Annotated in this window: 10 protein-coding genes, 2 tRNA genes and 1 pseudogene; 8 read left to right on the forward strand and 5 right to left on the reverse strand. The window is 60.4% G+C overall.

Translation table 11 applies throughout. From position 1 onward, the window contains the following. The first annotated feature begins 105 nt into the window (after window positions 1-105). Window positions 106-1,515: an amino acid permease gene (locus CVS29_RS12825; RefSeq protein WP_245932232.1), complete on the forward strand. Its 1,410-nt coding sequence runs from the start codon at window positions 106-108 to the stop codon at window positions 1,513-1,515. Between the two features lie 34 nt (window positions 1,516-1,549). Here CVS29_RS12825 and CVS29_RS12830 read toward each other — a convergent pair. Together CVS29_RS12830 and CVS29_RS12835 are read right to left on the reverse strand one after the other, a co-directional pair. After that, window positions 1,550-2,027 (reverse strand): annotated as a pseudogene (locus CVS29_RS12830) (SRPBCC family protein). 71 nt (window positions 2,028-2,098) lie between these two features. After that, window positions 2,099-2,389: an ArsR/SmtB family transcription factor gene (locus CVS29_RS12835; RefSeq protein ID WP_110106742.1), complete on the reverse strand. Its 291-nt coding sequence runs from the start codon at window positions 2,387-2,389 to the stop codon at window positions 2,099-2,101. 138 nt (window positions 2,390-2,527) lie between these two features. Here CVS29_RS12835 and gltX point away from each other — a divergent pair, with 138 nt between their 5' ends. After that, window positions 2,528-4,027 (forward strand): glutamate--tRNA ligase, encoded by a 1,500-nt coding sequence (gene gltX / locus CVS29_RS12840; RefSeq protein WP_110106711.1) that lies wholly within the window; start codon window positions 2,528-2,530, stop codon window positions 4,025-4,027. Between the two features lie 5 nt (window positions 4,028-4,032). Further along, on the forward strand, window positions 4,033-4,812 hold the full coding sequence (locus CVS29_RS12845) for an HAD family hydrolase (RefSeq protein WP_110106712.1): 780 nt from the start codon (window positions 4,033-4,035) through the stop codon (window positions 4,810-4,812). Here the strand turns inward: CVS29_RS12845 and CVS29_RS12850 are convergent. Further along, window positions 4,809-6,617, reverse strand: a complete 1,809-nt coding sequence (locus tag CVS29_RS12850; RefSeq protein WP_110106713.1) for a TIGR03767 family metallophosphoesterase — start codon at window positions 6,615-6,617, stop codon at window positions 4,809-4,811. The genes CVS29_RS12845 and CVS29_RS12850 overlap by 4 nt on opposite strands. A 272-nt stretch (window positions 6,618-6,889) precedes the next feature. Between CVS29_RS12850 and CVS29_RS12855 the strand changes: the two genes are divergently transcribed. From CVS29_RS12855 to CVS29_RS12870, 4 genes are all read left to right on the forward strand, one after another. Continuing rightward, window positions 6,890-6,961, forward strand: a tRNA-Gln gene (locus CVS29_RS12855). 93 nt (window positions 6,962-7,054) lie between these two features. Next, window positions 7,055-7,127, forward strand: a tRNA-Glu gene (locus tag CVS29_RS12860). Between the two features lie 516 nt (window positions 7,128-7,643). Further along, window positions 7,644-9,437, forward strand: coding sequence for a dynamin family protein (locus CVS29_RS12865; RefSeq protein ID WP_110106714.1), 1,794 nt, complete (start codon window positions 7,644-7,646; stop codon window positions 9,435-9,437). Next, window positions 9,434-11,044, forward strand: a complete 1,611-nt coding sequence (locus tag CVS29_RS12870; protein ID WP_110106715.1) for a GTPase — start codon at window positions 9,434-9,436, stop codon at window positions 11,042-11,044. Before CVS29_RS12865 ends, CVS29_RS12870 begins: the two co-directional genes overlap by 4 nt. Before the next feature lie 47 nt (window positions 11,045-11,091). Here CVS29_RS12870 and CVS29_RS12875 read toward each other — a convergent pair whose 3' ends face one another. Next, a complete protein-coding gene (locus CVS29_RS12875) occupies window positions 11,092-11,625 on the reverse strand; it encodes a DUF1697 domain-containing protein (RefSeq protein ID WP_110106716.1) in 534 nt (177 codons plus the stop codon). A 156-nt stretch (window positions 11,626-11,781) separates the two neighbouring features. After that, a complete protein-coding gene (locus CVS29_RS12880) occupies window positions 11,782-12,501 on the reverse strand; it encodes an IclR family transcriptional regulator (RefSeq protein ID WP_110106717.1) in 720 nt (239 codons plus the stop codon). A 224-nt stretch (window positions 12,502-12,725) separates the two neighbouring features. Between CVS29_RS12880 and CVS29_RS12885 the strand changes: the two genes are divergently transcribed. After that, window positions 12,726-13,012: aconitase family protein (locus tag CVS29_RS12885; protein ID WP_245932233.1), on the forward strand; the 287-nt coding region annotated here is incomplete at its 3' end.

The raw sequence follows: 13,012 nt of genomic DNA on the forward strand, positions 1-13,012 counted from the left end.
CGGGCATTACAGGGGTGGCGAGTCAGGACGTTAACCGACCTAAGGATTTTTTGCGTGTCACACAACGTCACAGACACAGTCTCACCTTCGCCCGGAAACGACGCAGTGAGAGCCGCTGACCGCGTTTCAGCTGAGGGCTACCAACAGACGTTGTCCCGGCGGCACGTGACCATGATCGCCATGGGTGGGGCTATCGGCGTCGGACTTTTCATGGGAGCGGGCGGGCGGCTGGCCAGTACCGGACCGGCCCTGATCTTCTCCTACGTCATTGCCGGGGCCATCGCCTACCTGCTCATGCGGGCACTGGGTGAACTGATCATGTACCGCCAAACCTCCGGCTCCTTTGTGTCCTATGCGGGCGAGCTTTTTGGCAAAAAGGGTGCCTACCTTTCCGGCTGGATGTATTTCATCAACTGGGCCATGACGGGGATCGCCGAACTCATTGCCATAGGCCTGTACTTCACTTACTTCTTCCCCGGCGTGCCCGTGGAGATCAGTGCGGTGTGTGCGTTGGTGTTGCTGGTTGCTGTGAACCTGCTCAGTGTGAAGGCGTTTGGCGAGTTTGAATTTTGGGCGGCCTGCCTGAAGGTGGGCGCCATTGTGATCTTCCTGGTGGTGGGTACCATCATGGTGGTCATGAACGCGCAGGTGGGTCAATCACACGCCGCTGTGAGCAACTTATTCCTTGGTGGAAGCATGTTCCCCAAGGGCGGGCTGGTCATGATCCTGGCCCTGAACGCCGTCATCTTCGCCTACAACGCGATTGAATTAGTGGGCATTACCGCCGGTGAGATGAAGAATCCAGAACGCGAGGTACCCAAGGCGATTCGCGCCGTGGTGCTGCGTATTGTGGTGTTTTACGTTGGCTCGGTTTCGCTGTTGGCCATGCTCATGCCTTCTAATCAGTACAAGTCGGGGGAGAGTCCGTTCGTCACGGTATTCGCCACGATGGGTCTGGATTGGGTGGGCTCCGTCATGAACTTTGTCGTGATCACGGCGGCGCTTTCCTCCTGCAATTCGGGGCTGTATTCCATTGGCCGGATCTTCCGCACCATGGCCAACAATGGGCACGCACCCGCCTGGCTGACCAAGATGTCCTCGCGGCACGTGCCGTATGCAGCCATTTTGAGCATTGCCGGCGTGTACCTGGTGGGCGTACTGGCAAACATTTGGCTGGGCGGATCCCACGCCTTTGATCTGGCCCTGAACACCGCCTCCATTGGTGTGATCTTCACTTGGGGCTCCATCTTCGCCTGCCAGATCATGCTGCGCCGAAAGAAGGGCAAGGTGTCCTCGCTGCCCATGCCCGGCGCACCGTGGACAAGCTGGATCGGCCTGGTTGCACTGATGGTCATCACGGTGCTCATCGGCTTCGACACCATGAGCAATCCCGACGGAAGCCAGTATCTGCTGGGCCTGTGGACCCTTGGCACTGTGCCCGTGCTGGCGCTGGTGCTCTGGTTCGGGTGGCAGTTTGTGAAGAAGAACGAGCCTAAGAACGCCCTCTTCACCTAGGGGACAGGATCATTTTGCGTTTGGGGTGCGGAGGCTAGCCGGCGAGGATGGCGTCGATCTGGCCCATTGCTTGGCTTATGCCTTCCTCCATACCCATGGCCAGCATCTTTTCCATCTGCTCGGCGCTTTCGAACGTTGTGGTGACGCTCATACGGGTCCCGCCGCCGGTGTTGTCGATGGCGACTGCCATGTGGGCCGAACCCATCTCGATCACGGGGGAGCCGTGCTCGTCGGCGAATCCGTCGTCGAGTTTAAGGCTGCTCGGCCCGGCCACTGCCGTGAACTTCCACCAGCCCCGGGCCTTGGTGCCGTCAGGGCCTGTCATGAAGTAGTCGGCCTTGCCGCCGGGATGGAATTCGTACCGCTCAAAAGTTGCCGGCCAGGTGGGCGGCCCCCACCAGCTGGCGCGGGTCCTCCCAGATCTGCCAGACGCGTTCGACGGCGGCACTAAACTCAGCCGTGATGCGCAGCGAAAGGTTCTCGGTGCTCTTAGTGGTATTGGTGACGGTCATGGGACTGCCTTTCCGTAGCTGTCATCGTGGGGGTCTTCGGCCAAGATTGTGGCGATTCGGTCTACTCGCGCTCACCAGTTCGCCTCGTAGTTCTCCAATAGACGTTGAGCCTTCTGCAGCCCGTTGCGATCGGCGCGCACTATCTGCTCCCGGCCGCGTTTCTCTTTGGTTACCAGGGAAGCGCGTTCCAACACGTCCACATGTTTCTGGACCGCTGCGAAACTCATGTCATAGTGCTGGCCAAGCCCGGAGACGGACAGCCCGTCCAAGCTGACCCGTCTGAGCATGTCGCGGCGGGTGGAATCGGCAAATGCCTGGAACAGGCGGTCCAGTTCAAGTTCTCTGAGCTCATCTACAACCATTTGTTTGTAGATTGGACCGGAACGGAATGCCGTGTCAAGGGGTGGGCCGGGCGGGAGCGGCGCCTGCGTGCCGCCGTGGTGCGTGAAATTGGGGTTCAGTTCGACACCGGCCACAGGGCGTCTAAACTAGAAACCATCATGACTAACGCCTCCGCAATCCCCACTGTCACCGCAGAAACCCCTGTCCGGGTACGCTTTTGCCCCTCGCCCACCGGAACGCCCCACGTGGGGCTGATCCGTACGGCCCTGTTCAACTGGGCTTACGCCCGTCACACCGGCGGGAAGATGATTTTCCGCATTGAAGATACCGACGCCAAGCGTGATAGCGAGGAAAGCTACCTCCAGCTCCTCGATGCGCTGAAATGGCTGGGTATCACCTGGGATGAGGGTGTTGAGGTGGGTGGGCCGCACGCGCCGTACCGCCAGTCGCAGCGTGGGGACATCTACAAGGATGTCATTGCGAAGCTGGTTGCAGGCGGGCACGCCTATGAGTCTTATTCCACACCCGAGGAAGTCGAGGATCGTCACAAAGCTGCCGGTCGAGACGTTAAGCTTGGATACGACAACTTTGACCGTGACCTCACAGCTGAGCAGATTGCTGCTTTTAAGCAAGAGGGTCGGGCACCGGCGCTGCGTCTGCGCATGCCGGATGCTGACATCACGTTCACCGATTTGGTCCGGGGCGAGATCACCTTTAGGGCAGGATCAGTCCCGGACTACGCCATTGTCCGCCCCAATGGGGCACCGTTGTACACGCTGGTGAATCCTGTTGATGATGCGCTCATGGGCGTCACCCACGTGCTGCGCGGCGAGGATCTACTCTCCTCCACACCCCGTCAGGTTGCCCTCTATGAGGCGCTGTACGCGATTGGTGTTGCCGAGTACATGCCGTTGTTCGGCCACCTGCCCTACGTCATGGGCGCCGGCAACAAGAAGCTCTCCAAGCGCGACCCCGAGTCGAGCCTGTTCCTGCACCGCGACCGCGGCTTCATCCCCGAGGGCCTGCTGAACTACCTCTCGCTGCTGGGCTGGTCGCTCTCTGCTGACGAGGACATCTTCACCGTGGCCCAGCTGGTGGAAAACTTCGATGTCCACGACGTCCTGGCCAACCCGGCCCGCTTCGACATCAAGAAGGCCGAGGCCATCAACGGCACGCACGTCCGCCTGCTTGAGGCCGGCGACTTCCGCAACCGTCTGGTCCCGTACCTGCAGGCTGCCGAGCTGGTGGGCGAGACGCTGACGCAGCGCGAGAACATCATCCTTTCCGAGGCTGCTCCGCTAGTTCAGGAGCGCATCACCTTGTTGGGTGAGGCGCCGGAGATGATGGCGTTCCTTTTCAAGAAGGACGACGCCGTTGACGTCGCCGAGGATGCCCTCAAGGGCATGCCGGAGAACCTGGGTGAAGTTTTGGATGCTGCTTTGGCGGCACTGGAACCCTTGGAATCTTGGGACGCCGAGTCCATTCAGTCCGCTTTGAAGTCGGCGCTGGTGGAGGGCTTGGGCATCAAGCCGCGGTTCGCCTTTGGGCCCGTACGGACCGCGATGTCCGGGCGTAAGGTTTCCCCGCCGCTCTTTGAATCCATGGTGATCCTGGGCAAGGAATCCTCATTGACCCGCCTGCGCGCGTTCAGGGGATAAGTTCCTTGACGCACAACGCACCACAAAACACCCTTGACTCCGTAGCTTTTGCAGCGCGGGTCAAGGGTGTTTTGTTTGACATTGACGAGACCCTTGTTGACCTCGTGGCAGCCATGTCAGAGGCCATGATCGCCGCGTCCGAGCATTTGCTGCCGCACTTTGGGCCGGAGGAATGGTCCCGTTTTGCCGCCTCATATATGGCAGACGTGCACAACTACTATGATCGCTACGTTGCGGGCGAGTTCACCTTCGCTGAACAGCGCGGACTACGGGCACAGGCTGTCTTTGAGGAACTGGGTTTCACCGGGTTTGACGCCGCCGTCCAGGCTCAGTGGATTGCCGATTTCGAAGAAGCCCAGCCACGCTCCATCCGCGCTTTTGCCGACGTCGTACCGTTGCTGGACGCGCTGGATGCCGCGGGGATCCCGTACGGTGCCGTCAGCAATAATGTCCACGATTACCAGCGAGCCAAGCTGGACCAAGCCGGGCTGGCGCGTATAGGGGTGCTGGTGGGAATCGACACCGTTTCGGTTGCAAAACCTGATCCCGCCATTTTTCGAGAAGGCTGCCGGCTCCTAGGGACCGCTCCTGAGCAGACACTGTATGTGGGGGACAACTTCATGGTGGACGGCGTGGGTTCCGTCAACGCGGGCCTGCACGGCATGTGGCTGAACAGGAAGGGCAAGGCAGTGCCCGAAGCGCCGGGCACCACCGTCGAATCAATTGTCACTATTGCCGGGTTGGACGAAGTCTCTGGCCTGCTGGGTCTGAACGTCCGGGTTTAGAACGGCTTCTTCAGTAGTAGCTCCACGTTCTGGTCCATACGTGTGCCAACGGAGTTGGCCGCGTTCATGGAGAGTTCGCTGCTGACCGCGGCCAATCCTGCAGCGGTAAACGGAGAGCTGTAGTCAATTTGGTAGGCATCCGAGTGGTCAATCATGACGCCAGCGATGGAAAGTGTGCCGTCTCTGTTGTCGATCACTTCAACTGACCGCGCTTGTTGCGGGAAATCAATATGGGATGCGGTGCTGACTTCCCAAAAGCCATGCTTACCGGAAGCGCTTGACCGGGGCCACACGACGTTTTTGTGTAGGTGGCCGTTCACCCAGAGTATGACGTTCGGGTATTGTCCGAGGAAGCGTTGAATGGACTCGGGGCTTGTGATGTCCCCTTTTTCTCTCACGGAGAGGCTCTTGGAACTGAACGTTGTCGAAGGATGATGGCTGAAGATGACGGCTAACTGATTTTTAGTTTCGGTGCTCACTTTGGTCCCATTGGCGGCATAGCGGATCCCGGAAATTGAATTGAGTTCCTTTTCCAGCCAGGCCGCTTGCTTGGCATCCAGTGATCCGTACCCGCCTCCCGTAGTGTCGGTGGTGTCAAGCATCAGTCCCACGATGCCCGGGGCCAGTTGGAACCGGTAATATGCGGTGCCGCTTCGCACATTTTCACCTGTAAAGCCGTGTCCACGAGGACCGTGCCTGCCGGGATTCATGACGTGAGCGCTCATGAATTCCGTTTTGGACATGGGGCGCCTCAGCGAGGAGGCCTCTACGGTGTTTCCGGGCATTGACTCCAGTAGCGCTTTGGCTTCTGTTGCGGTAGAGCTATTAAGCTTCGTCATGAAGTCAGAAAATTTGATTTTTGGCGGCAACCCGAGCGGTATCTTGTCTGAGGTTGACAAGGCGCGGTGAAAGCTCTCGTTGGGGGTTCCTAGCATCCCCACTCCGTCATGTACCAGGGCATCGTGGTTTCCGAATCCTGAATACCAAGGGACATTGGACCCATCTGTAGTGATGAGTTTGGAAGCGCTGGATAGCAAATGCTGGACAACAGGGAAGCCTCGCTCGTTGTTCCATAATGCTGAACCGGATTTAGGAGGCACTGGCTGCCAAATGAAGCGGGAGAGGGCATCAGGTAGTTCACCGCTGGATTGCAATCCACTGTAACGGCCTGGCAGCGCGAACGCTGATGTCTTCTGTCCGTTCATTGCATCGACGAAAGCATTGACTTCACTGGCCCCTCGATTGTCGCTGGAGTCACCCGTCGAGATATAGAAGTCGAAGGGCCTGCCGGATACGGGTCCGTTCTTTACTGCATTGAGTTTGCGCACCATGGCGTCCAGTACTTGCACTGTGAGTGCTTCCTGAGGCCGGAAGTAATAGAGTTTTCGCTGCATCTGGTCCATCGCAACAGTATTGAAAGCACCAAGTATCGTGTGCGCGGGGGACGTTGGATCCAGGATGTGAGTGTCGGTGATGTGCCCGAATGCTGCCAGTGCTTTGCGCGTACCCGCGCGGTTTGGGTTGCCCTTACATAGGTCTTCACGCACCACCAGTGCGTAACCATCATCTGCAGCCAAACGTCGATACGGCTTCGTAGGGTCCAGCTTCTCGCCGGGGACAAGCCTGGCCTCGAGCGTGGTCCCTGCGCCGGTAGGAGAGGTAAGAGTGGGAGTGGGTGCCGTGGTGGGCGTTGGCGTCGGGCTTTGGGCGCGGTCGCAGCCCGCCAAGGCTAAGGCTGTCAGTCCCAATGCACTGCCGGTGATAAAGGTCCTACGAGAAGGGAGGTGCGCTGAATTGTGCTGCATACGGTCGTTTCGAGTTCCTGATCTTTGCGGTCTGGCTTGCAACGCTACGTGTCCAATGGGTAGCGGAGCGAATTGGCTGGCCTCAGAGATGATCAGCTGGTGGCTGTCGCTTGTGAAGGAAGAGGCCTGCGCGCTGGCTGTGACGCACGACTCAGCCAAAAAAAGCGTTCTCGTTTTGGTGTTCAGCAAAACCTCAGGTATAGTTTTATCCCGGCGCGAGGGCCGCTGAAAGACCGGGGAAACCCGGGCGATTCACGGCAGAACGTAGCCATTGGGATATGGTGTAATTGGCAACACATCGGTTTCTGGTACCGACATTCTAGGTTCGAGTCCTGGTATCCCAGCGCTTATTCTATAAGCTGTTTTTTCGGTTGGCATGCGAGTAGTTCTTCAAGTAATATTCTTGAGGTTCGGTAGCAAAAAATCGGATGTATTAGGGCCCCATCGTATAGCGGCCTAGTACGCTGCCCTCTCACGGCGGTAACGCGGGTTCGAATCCCGCTGGGGTCACAACCAAGGCCGGAAACCTACGGGTTTCCGGCCTTCGTGCTTTGCACCCTTTTCTTTGGTATGGCAGTTTATTGCCACTTATTCCGGTACACAGGCCTGCCTTGAGACCCTCCATCATTTGCGGGGCATTTCTTCTTGATGCTCGCTCACTGCGCCGTCGTCCACTTGTATCTCCAGCTTCCGACACCGATCCCGCTTGTCGATCCCGGGATCGACAAGCGGGATCGGTGTCATATTCCTGCCGTTGGTCCTTTATTCCCGGTGCAGCCGGTGTTTGCGGTTGTAACGGGAAGCGAAAACCTGGCTAAACCGCAAGGCCCGACTTTTGCACGAATATTGAGGTGGCAGTTCCCTTGCTGCCCCGGAGCTGAGGGTGCGTTCGTGAAAAACACCCCTTATGTGATGGAGCGTTCGGAAGGGGAAGGACGGAGCAGTGGCAGGCACTACAACCCCCAACACAACAATTTGGCACCAGGACACCGGCAATAGCCTGAAACTCGCACCACAACTGGCATGATGAAGCTTGTGAACCCCACCGATTCGAGTCAAACAGGCGCCAACGCCGCAGCGGCGCAGCAGGAAGCCGCCGTCGAGCTTCTTGAGCGGGCCCTTGCAGAGCTCGCCGGGTTGGAACTTCCCCTTGAACTGCCCGCAGCCGATGAGGCGCGTGCCACGGCTGTCAACGCTCTCGGTCAGCTCGAGGACTACATCCTGCCGCGATGGCGCAGCCTCGACGCTCCGCTGTTGGCCGTGGTTGGCGGCTCCACCGGCGCCGGCAAATCAACGCTTGTGAACGCATTGGTAGGGCACCCTGTCACCCGTTCCGGGGCCATCAGGCCCACCACTCGACAGCCCATCCTGCTCCACCATCCTCACGATGCGGACTGGTTCACCTCCACCCGGGTGCTGCCTTCGCTGAGCCGTGTTCAGGGCGAGCTCATCAAGGAGAACACGCCCGCCTCGCGCGCCGGAGTGGCCCCGGATGCGCGCGCCATGACGTCTCTGGTGCTGGTGGCGGATCCTGCAATACCGCAGGGCGTGGCCCTCTTGGACGCCCCGGATGTGGACTCCATTTCCGATGACAACCGCCAGCTCGCCGGGCAGCTCCTGGCCGCTGCGGATCTCTGGCTTTTTGTCACCACGGCCAATCGCTATGCCGACGCCGTGCCGTGGAAACTCCTCCTGGACGCTGCCTCACGCGATATTACCGTGGCCGTCATCTTGGACCGCGTTCCGGCCGGTGCCGAGCGGGAAGTTGCCGCAGACCTGCACGCCATGCTGAACCGTGAGGGGTTGGCCGGGGCTCAGTTGTTTGTGGTGCCAGAGACAGAACTCAATGAGCTTGGCATGCTCCCGCCGCCAGCTGTTGCGCCCATCAACGCCTGGCTGGCCAACATCAGCGAAGATACTGCTGGCCGCGCGGAGATTGTCCGCCGCACCCTCAACGGCACCGTCCGTTCCCTTTCCGGGCGGCTTACCGCGCTTTCCCAAGCTGTTCAAGACCAGCACGACGCCGGTGCGCAGCTTCGCGACGACGTCCAGACTGCTTTTGCGGACGCCGGGACCAGGATCAGCCAGTCCACCTCAGATGGCACCCTTCTCCGGGGCGAGGTGCTGGCCCGCTGGCAGGACTTTGTTGGCACCGGCGAGTTCTTTAGGGCTCTTGAAAGTAACATTGGCCGTCTCCGTGACCGGATTGGCGCCTTCTTTAAGGGCCAGCCGCCACCTGCTATCAAAGTTGAGTCCGCCATTGAAACGGGGCTGCAGGCAGTCATCCTCGATCAGGCTGCCCGTGCTGCGGAGGACGCGGATCAGCGCTGGCGGGCGGATCCTGCAGGACGCCAGCTCCTTGGACTTGAGGATCTCTCAGGCGTCACCGCGGAATTCCCAGCAGAAGTGGCCGCTGAAATCAGGGCCTGGCAGGGCGAGGTACTAGAACTCATTCGCTCCGAGGGCGCCGCCAAGCGTTCGCAGGCCCGCTGGCTCTCCTTCGGGGTCAACGGATTGGGAGTGGTCCTGATGATCGTTGTTTTTTCCTTCACCGGGGGACTCACGGGAGCCGAGGTGGGGATCGCAGGAGGCACCGCCGTCGTGGGTCAGAAACTGCTTGAAGCGATTTTTGGCGAGGATGCTGTGCGCCGTCTGGCCAAGGACGCCAAAACCGCCCTCGACACCCGGTGCGCCCGCCTCTTGGACGGCCAGCAACAGCGATTTTTCGAGTGTCTGGCACCCACACAAGCGGATGCCAGACGTCTTGGCGACCTCGCGGGGCAACTGGCAGAACTCGGTACGCAGGGAGGTGCTGCATGAGCCGCCACCGCGAAAGTCGCGCCGAATCCACACTGGACCGCCAGCTGATTGCCCTCAATCAAGCCCGCGAATTGGGTGAGGGCCGCCTTGACGACGCTACGCTGGATGCCGTTTACGGGGTCCTGGAACGGGCCTCCTCGCGGCGATCTTTGAGCGCCGATCACACGGTGGTGGGTTTCTTTGGGGCAACCGGAAGCGGGAAGTCCTCGCTGTTCAACGCCGTCTCTGGCGCGGATGCCGCCCGGGTTGCCGTGCGCCGCCCCACCACCAGTGAGCCGCTCGCCATGGTGTGGGGCCTGGACGGCAGTGCTCCGCTGCTCGATTGGCTGGAGGTGACTGACCGCCGTGAAGGCACCCCGGTCCCGGACCTGGTGGACAACTCCGGCGGGCTGGTCTTGTTGGACCTGCCGGATTTTGACTCGGTCCAGCTGGGCAATAGGGCCATTGTGGAACGGTTGGCTGGGCAGGTGGATGTTCTGGTGTGGGTTCTGGACCCGCAAAAGTACGCCGATGCGGCCATCCACAACGATTTCATCCGAGCTTTCTCAACCCATGCAGACGTCACGCTGGTGGTGCTGAATCAAGTAGACAAACTGGGTTCAACGGAAGTTAAACCCGTGCTGGAATCCTTGGCCGCTATTTTGGACCGTGACGGGCTCCCCAATGTGAAAATCTCGGGTGTCTCCGCGACCACGGGACTAGGTGTGCCGCAGCTGCGTGGGCGGATTGCCTCCGTGGTCAAGGCTAAGGCAGCCAAATCTGCCCGGCTGGCAGCTGACGTGGCTGTGGCGGCGCAGCATCTGGCTGATGCGGGCGGAGTTGGTGATGCCGCGGGTGTGCACCAGCAGGATCGCAAAATGTTGGCTGCGGGGTTGGCCGGTGCGGTGCACGTGGAAACAGTAGTCGATGCCGTGAAGACGTCTTACCGTTTGGAGGCCACCAAGCGGACGGGCTGGCCTGTGACGCGGTGGGTAGCGCGCTTCCGTAAGGATCCACTGCGCCGCCTGAGCCTGCGGCGGGAAGGTTCTTCAGAGGTGAACCGTACCTCGCTGCCTCCGGCCGGGGCCGCCGAACAGGCCCGGCTTGACACCTCCGTGCGGGACTTTTCCGATGCGGTCAGTGCCGGGGCTTCCGGTCCGTGGCGGGCTTCTATCCGGGCCGCCGCACGCAGCAACCGCAAACAGCTTCCCGATGCACTGGATCAGGCAGTGGCCGGCACCGATTTGAAGGCGAACACCCGGGCGTGGTGGTGGCCGGTATTCTCACTCATCCAATGGCTGGCATTGCTGGTGGCGGTGGGCGGATTGGGGTGGCTGGGCTCGCTGGCCGTGCTCGGCTACCTGCAGTTGCCCGTCCCTGAAACCCCGCAGGTGCAGGGTTGGCCGCTGCCTACCTTGATGCTACTCGGGGGAGCGGTGCTGGGGATATTCCTGGCAGTCAGCAGCAAATTCATAGCACTGGCTGGGGCTAACGCTCGCGCAAACCAAGCCCGACGGCGGTTGCGCGAGAGCGTTGCTGCCACAGGTGAGCTCCTGGTGGTAGCCCCGGCCGAGGCTGAAATTGCATTCTCACGGCAGTTCCAGGAAGCACTCGCGGAAGCCCGCTAAGTTGATTTCTGATCCCCGCGGCTAGATCTGTTGGACGTCACGCCGGTTCAGCCGGCCAGGAAGTCCTGCGCCTTGAGCAATGTGCGCAAGTTGCGAGTGGTTGTTGTGCTCTTATAGCGAGCTTTCGCGGACAGTTTACTAAACGGGCTGTCCAGGGTGCTTCCGGCAGTTGCCGGCCACGCGATGGCCTCGGGGCTGAGGCGCACAAATTCAGCCCCGGGGATTTCACTGGCGTGCCGGGCCAGTTCATCAAGTGCCGCGGGGTCTGAGCTGAGCGTGACATAGCTTGTGGTCTGCGCGTCATCGGCCGGGTAGGGGCAGGCATCGATGATGGATTCCAGGGTGGGCGCTTCGATGACCACAACCCAGGCGTCGTAACGGAACCGCTCGCGCAAGAGGGTCTCAACCATGGATTTCAGTTCATCTGCGGTGACTTCGGCGGAGCAAACAACGTTTCCCGAGGCCAGCAGAGTCCGCACCTTGGACAGGGGGAGGGTGGCCAGTGCTGCTCGGAGCTCGGCCATCTTCAAGTTGATGCCGCCCACATTGATCCCGCGCAGGAAGAGCGCATATTTGCTCATGCGCAAACTCTACCCGACGGCCAGGGAGCCACTGAGGCGGAGCTGCGTTAACGTACAAACGGTGTGCCAGTCCAAGAGTGGCACACCGTTTGAGCGTAATGGAACGCAGGCATCGAGGGAGGCCCGGCGCGGTTTGGGTGATGCTGCTAGAAGTTCTTAGGACGTGCTCTTGCGCAGGGCTTCGGTCAGGATCCGGGAAGCGTTGCACACAATTTCCGCGTGCAGGCGCCCTGGCTGACGGGTCAGGCGCTCAATGGGCCCTGAGATGGAGACGGCCGCGATCACCCGGCCGGACGGGCCACGCACCGGGGCCGAGACCGAGGCAACTCCAGGCTCACGTTCGCCAAGGGACTGACCCCACCCACGCCGTCGTACTCCAGCCAAAACGGTGGGTGTGAAGCGGGCGTTATGCAAGCCCTCCAGCAAACGCTCGTGGTCCTCCCACGCCAGCAAAACCTGCGCGGCGGAACCGGCCTTCATGGTCAGCTGCGTACCCACAGGAATGGTGTCGCGCAGGCCGATGGGCCGCTCGGCCGAAGCCACGCAGACACGGGAATCGCCCTGGCGGCGGAATATTTGTGCGCTCTCACCGGTGGAATCACGCAATTGCAGCAACACCGGACCGGCGGCGGCAATCAGCCTGTCCTCGCCAGCGGCCGAGGCAAGCTCAACGAGCCTGCTGCCCAGCACAAACCTGCCCTGCATGTCACGGCTGACGAGCCTGTGATGTACCAAGGCTAGTGCCAACCTGTGCACGGTGGGCCGGGCTAGTCCGGTGGCCGCGACGAGCTGAGCCAAGGTGGTGGGGCCGGCTTCTAATGCATCAAGCACAAGAGCCGCTTTGTCGATGACGCCAACGCCACTAGAATTGTCCATGTACTGATATTACCGTCTCATTATGTGAGATGCCAATCGAAGGATTGGCATCCTCCCAGATGGGGCTGGAACAGTGGTCATATACAAACCAGCGAACACGCCTGACGTTCCCGTCACATTCTACGCGACGGGTTTTTGCGGCAGGGGTTCAACAAGTGAAGGGAGCTGCTGTGAGCGAGTCAATCACTCCCCGCACAGTGGACAATGCAGCAGTGGATAAGGCTATGAGCGCCCCGCGCAAGGAAGCGAAGACGCTGGCCGAAAAAGTGTGGCGTGATCACGTTGTCCGTCAGGGTGAAGGCGTGGGCGATGCTGCCCAGCCTGATCTTCTCTACATTGATCTTCACCTGATCCACGAGGTCACCTCCCCGCAGGCATTCGAGGGTTTGCGGTTGGCTGGGCGTCCGCTGCGCCGCCCCGACCTGACGATCGCCACGGAGGATCACAACACTCCCACGTTGGCCATTGACCGTCCTATTGCTGATCTGACGAGCCGTACGCAGATCCAGAC

Source organism: Arthrobacter psychrochitiniphilus, assembly GCF_003185915.1.
GTDB classification, from domain to species: Bacteria; Actinomycetota; Actinomycetes; order Actinomycetales; family Micrococcaceae; genus Specibacter; species Specibacter psychrochitiniphilus.

What these genes read in the sequence shown, in the direction of transcription:
- gltX (WP_110106711.1), top strand. Translation starts at nt 2,528, where the DNA reads ATGACTAACGCCTCCGCAATCCCCACTGTCACCGCAGAAACCCCTGTC.
- CVS29_RS12880 (WP_110106717.1), bottom strand. Translation starts at nt 12,501, where the DNA reads ATGGACAATTCTAGTGGCGTTGGCGTCATCGACAAAGCGGCTCTTGTG.
- CVS29_RS12875 (WP_110106716.1), bottom strand. Translation starts at nt 11,625, where the DNA reads ATGAGCAAATATGCGCTCTTCCTGCGCGGGATCAATGTGGGCGGCATC.
- CVS29_RS12835 (WP_110106742.1), bottom strand. Translation starts at nt 2,389, where the DNA reads ATGGTTGTAGATGAGCTCAGAGAACTTGAACTGGACCGCCTGTTCCAG.
- CVS29_RS12870 (WP_110106715.1), top strand. Translation starts at nt 9,434, where the DNA reads ATGAGCCGCCACCGCGAAAGTCGCGCCGAATCCACACTGGACCGCCAG.
- CVS29_RS12850 (WP_110106713.1), bottom strand. Translation starts at nt 6,617, where the DNA reads ATGCAGCACAATTCAGCGCACCTCCCTTCTCGTAGGACCTTTATCACC.
- CVS29_RS12865 (WP_110106714.1), top strand. Translation starts at nt 7,644, where the DNA reads ATGAAGCTTGTGAACCCCACCGATTCGAGTCAAACAGGCGCCAACGCC.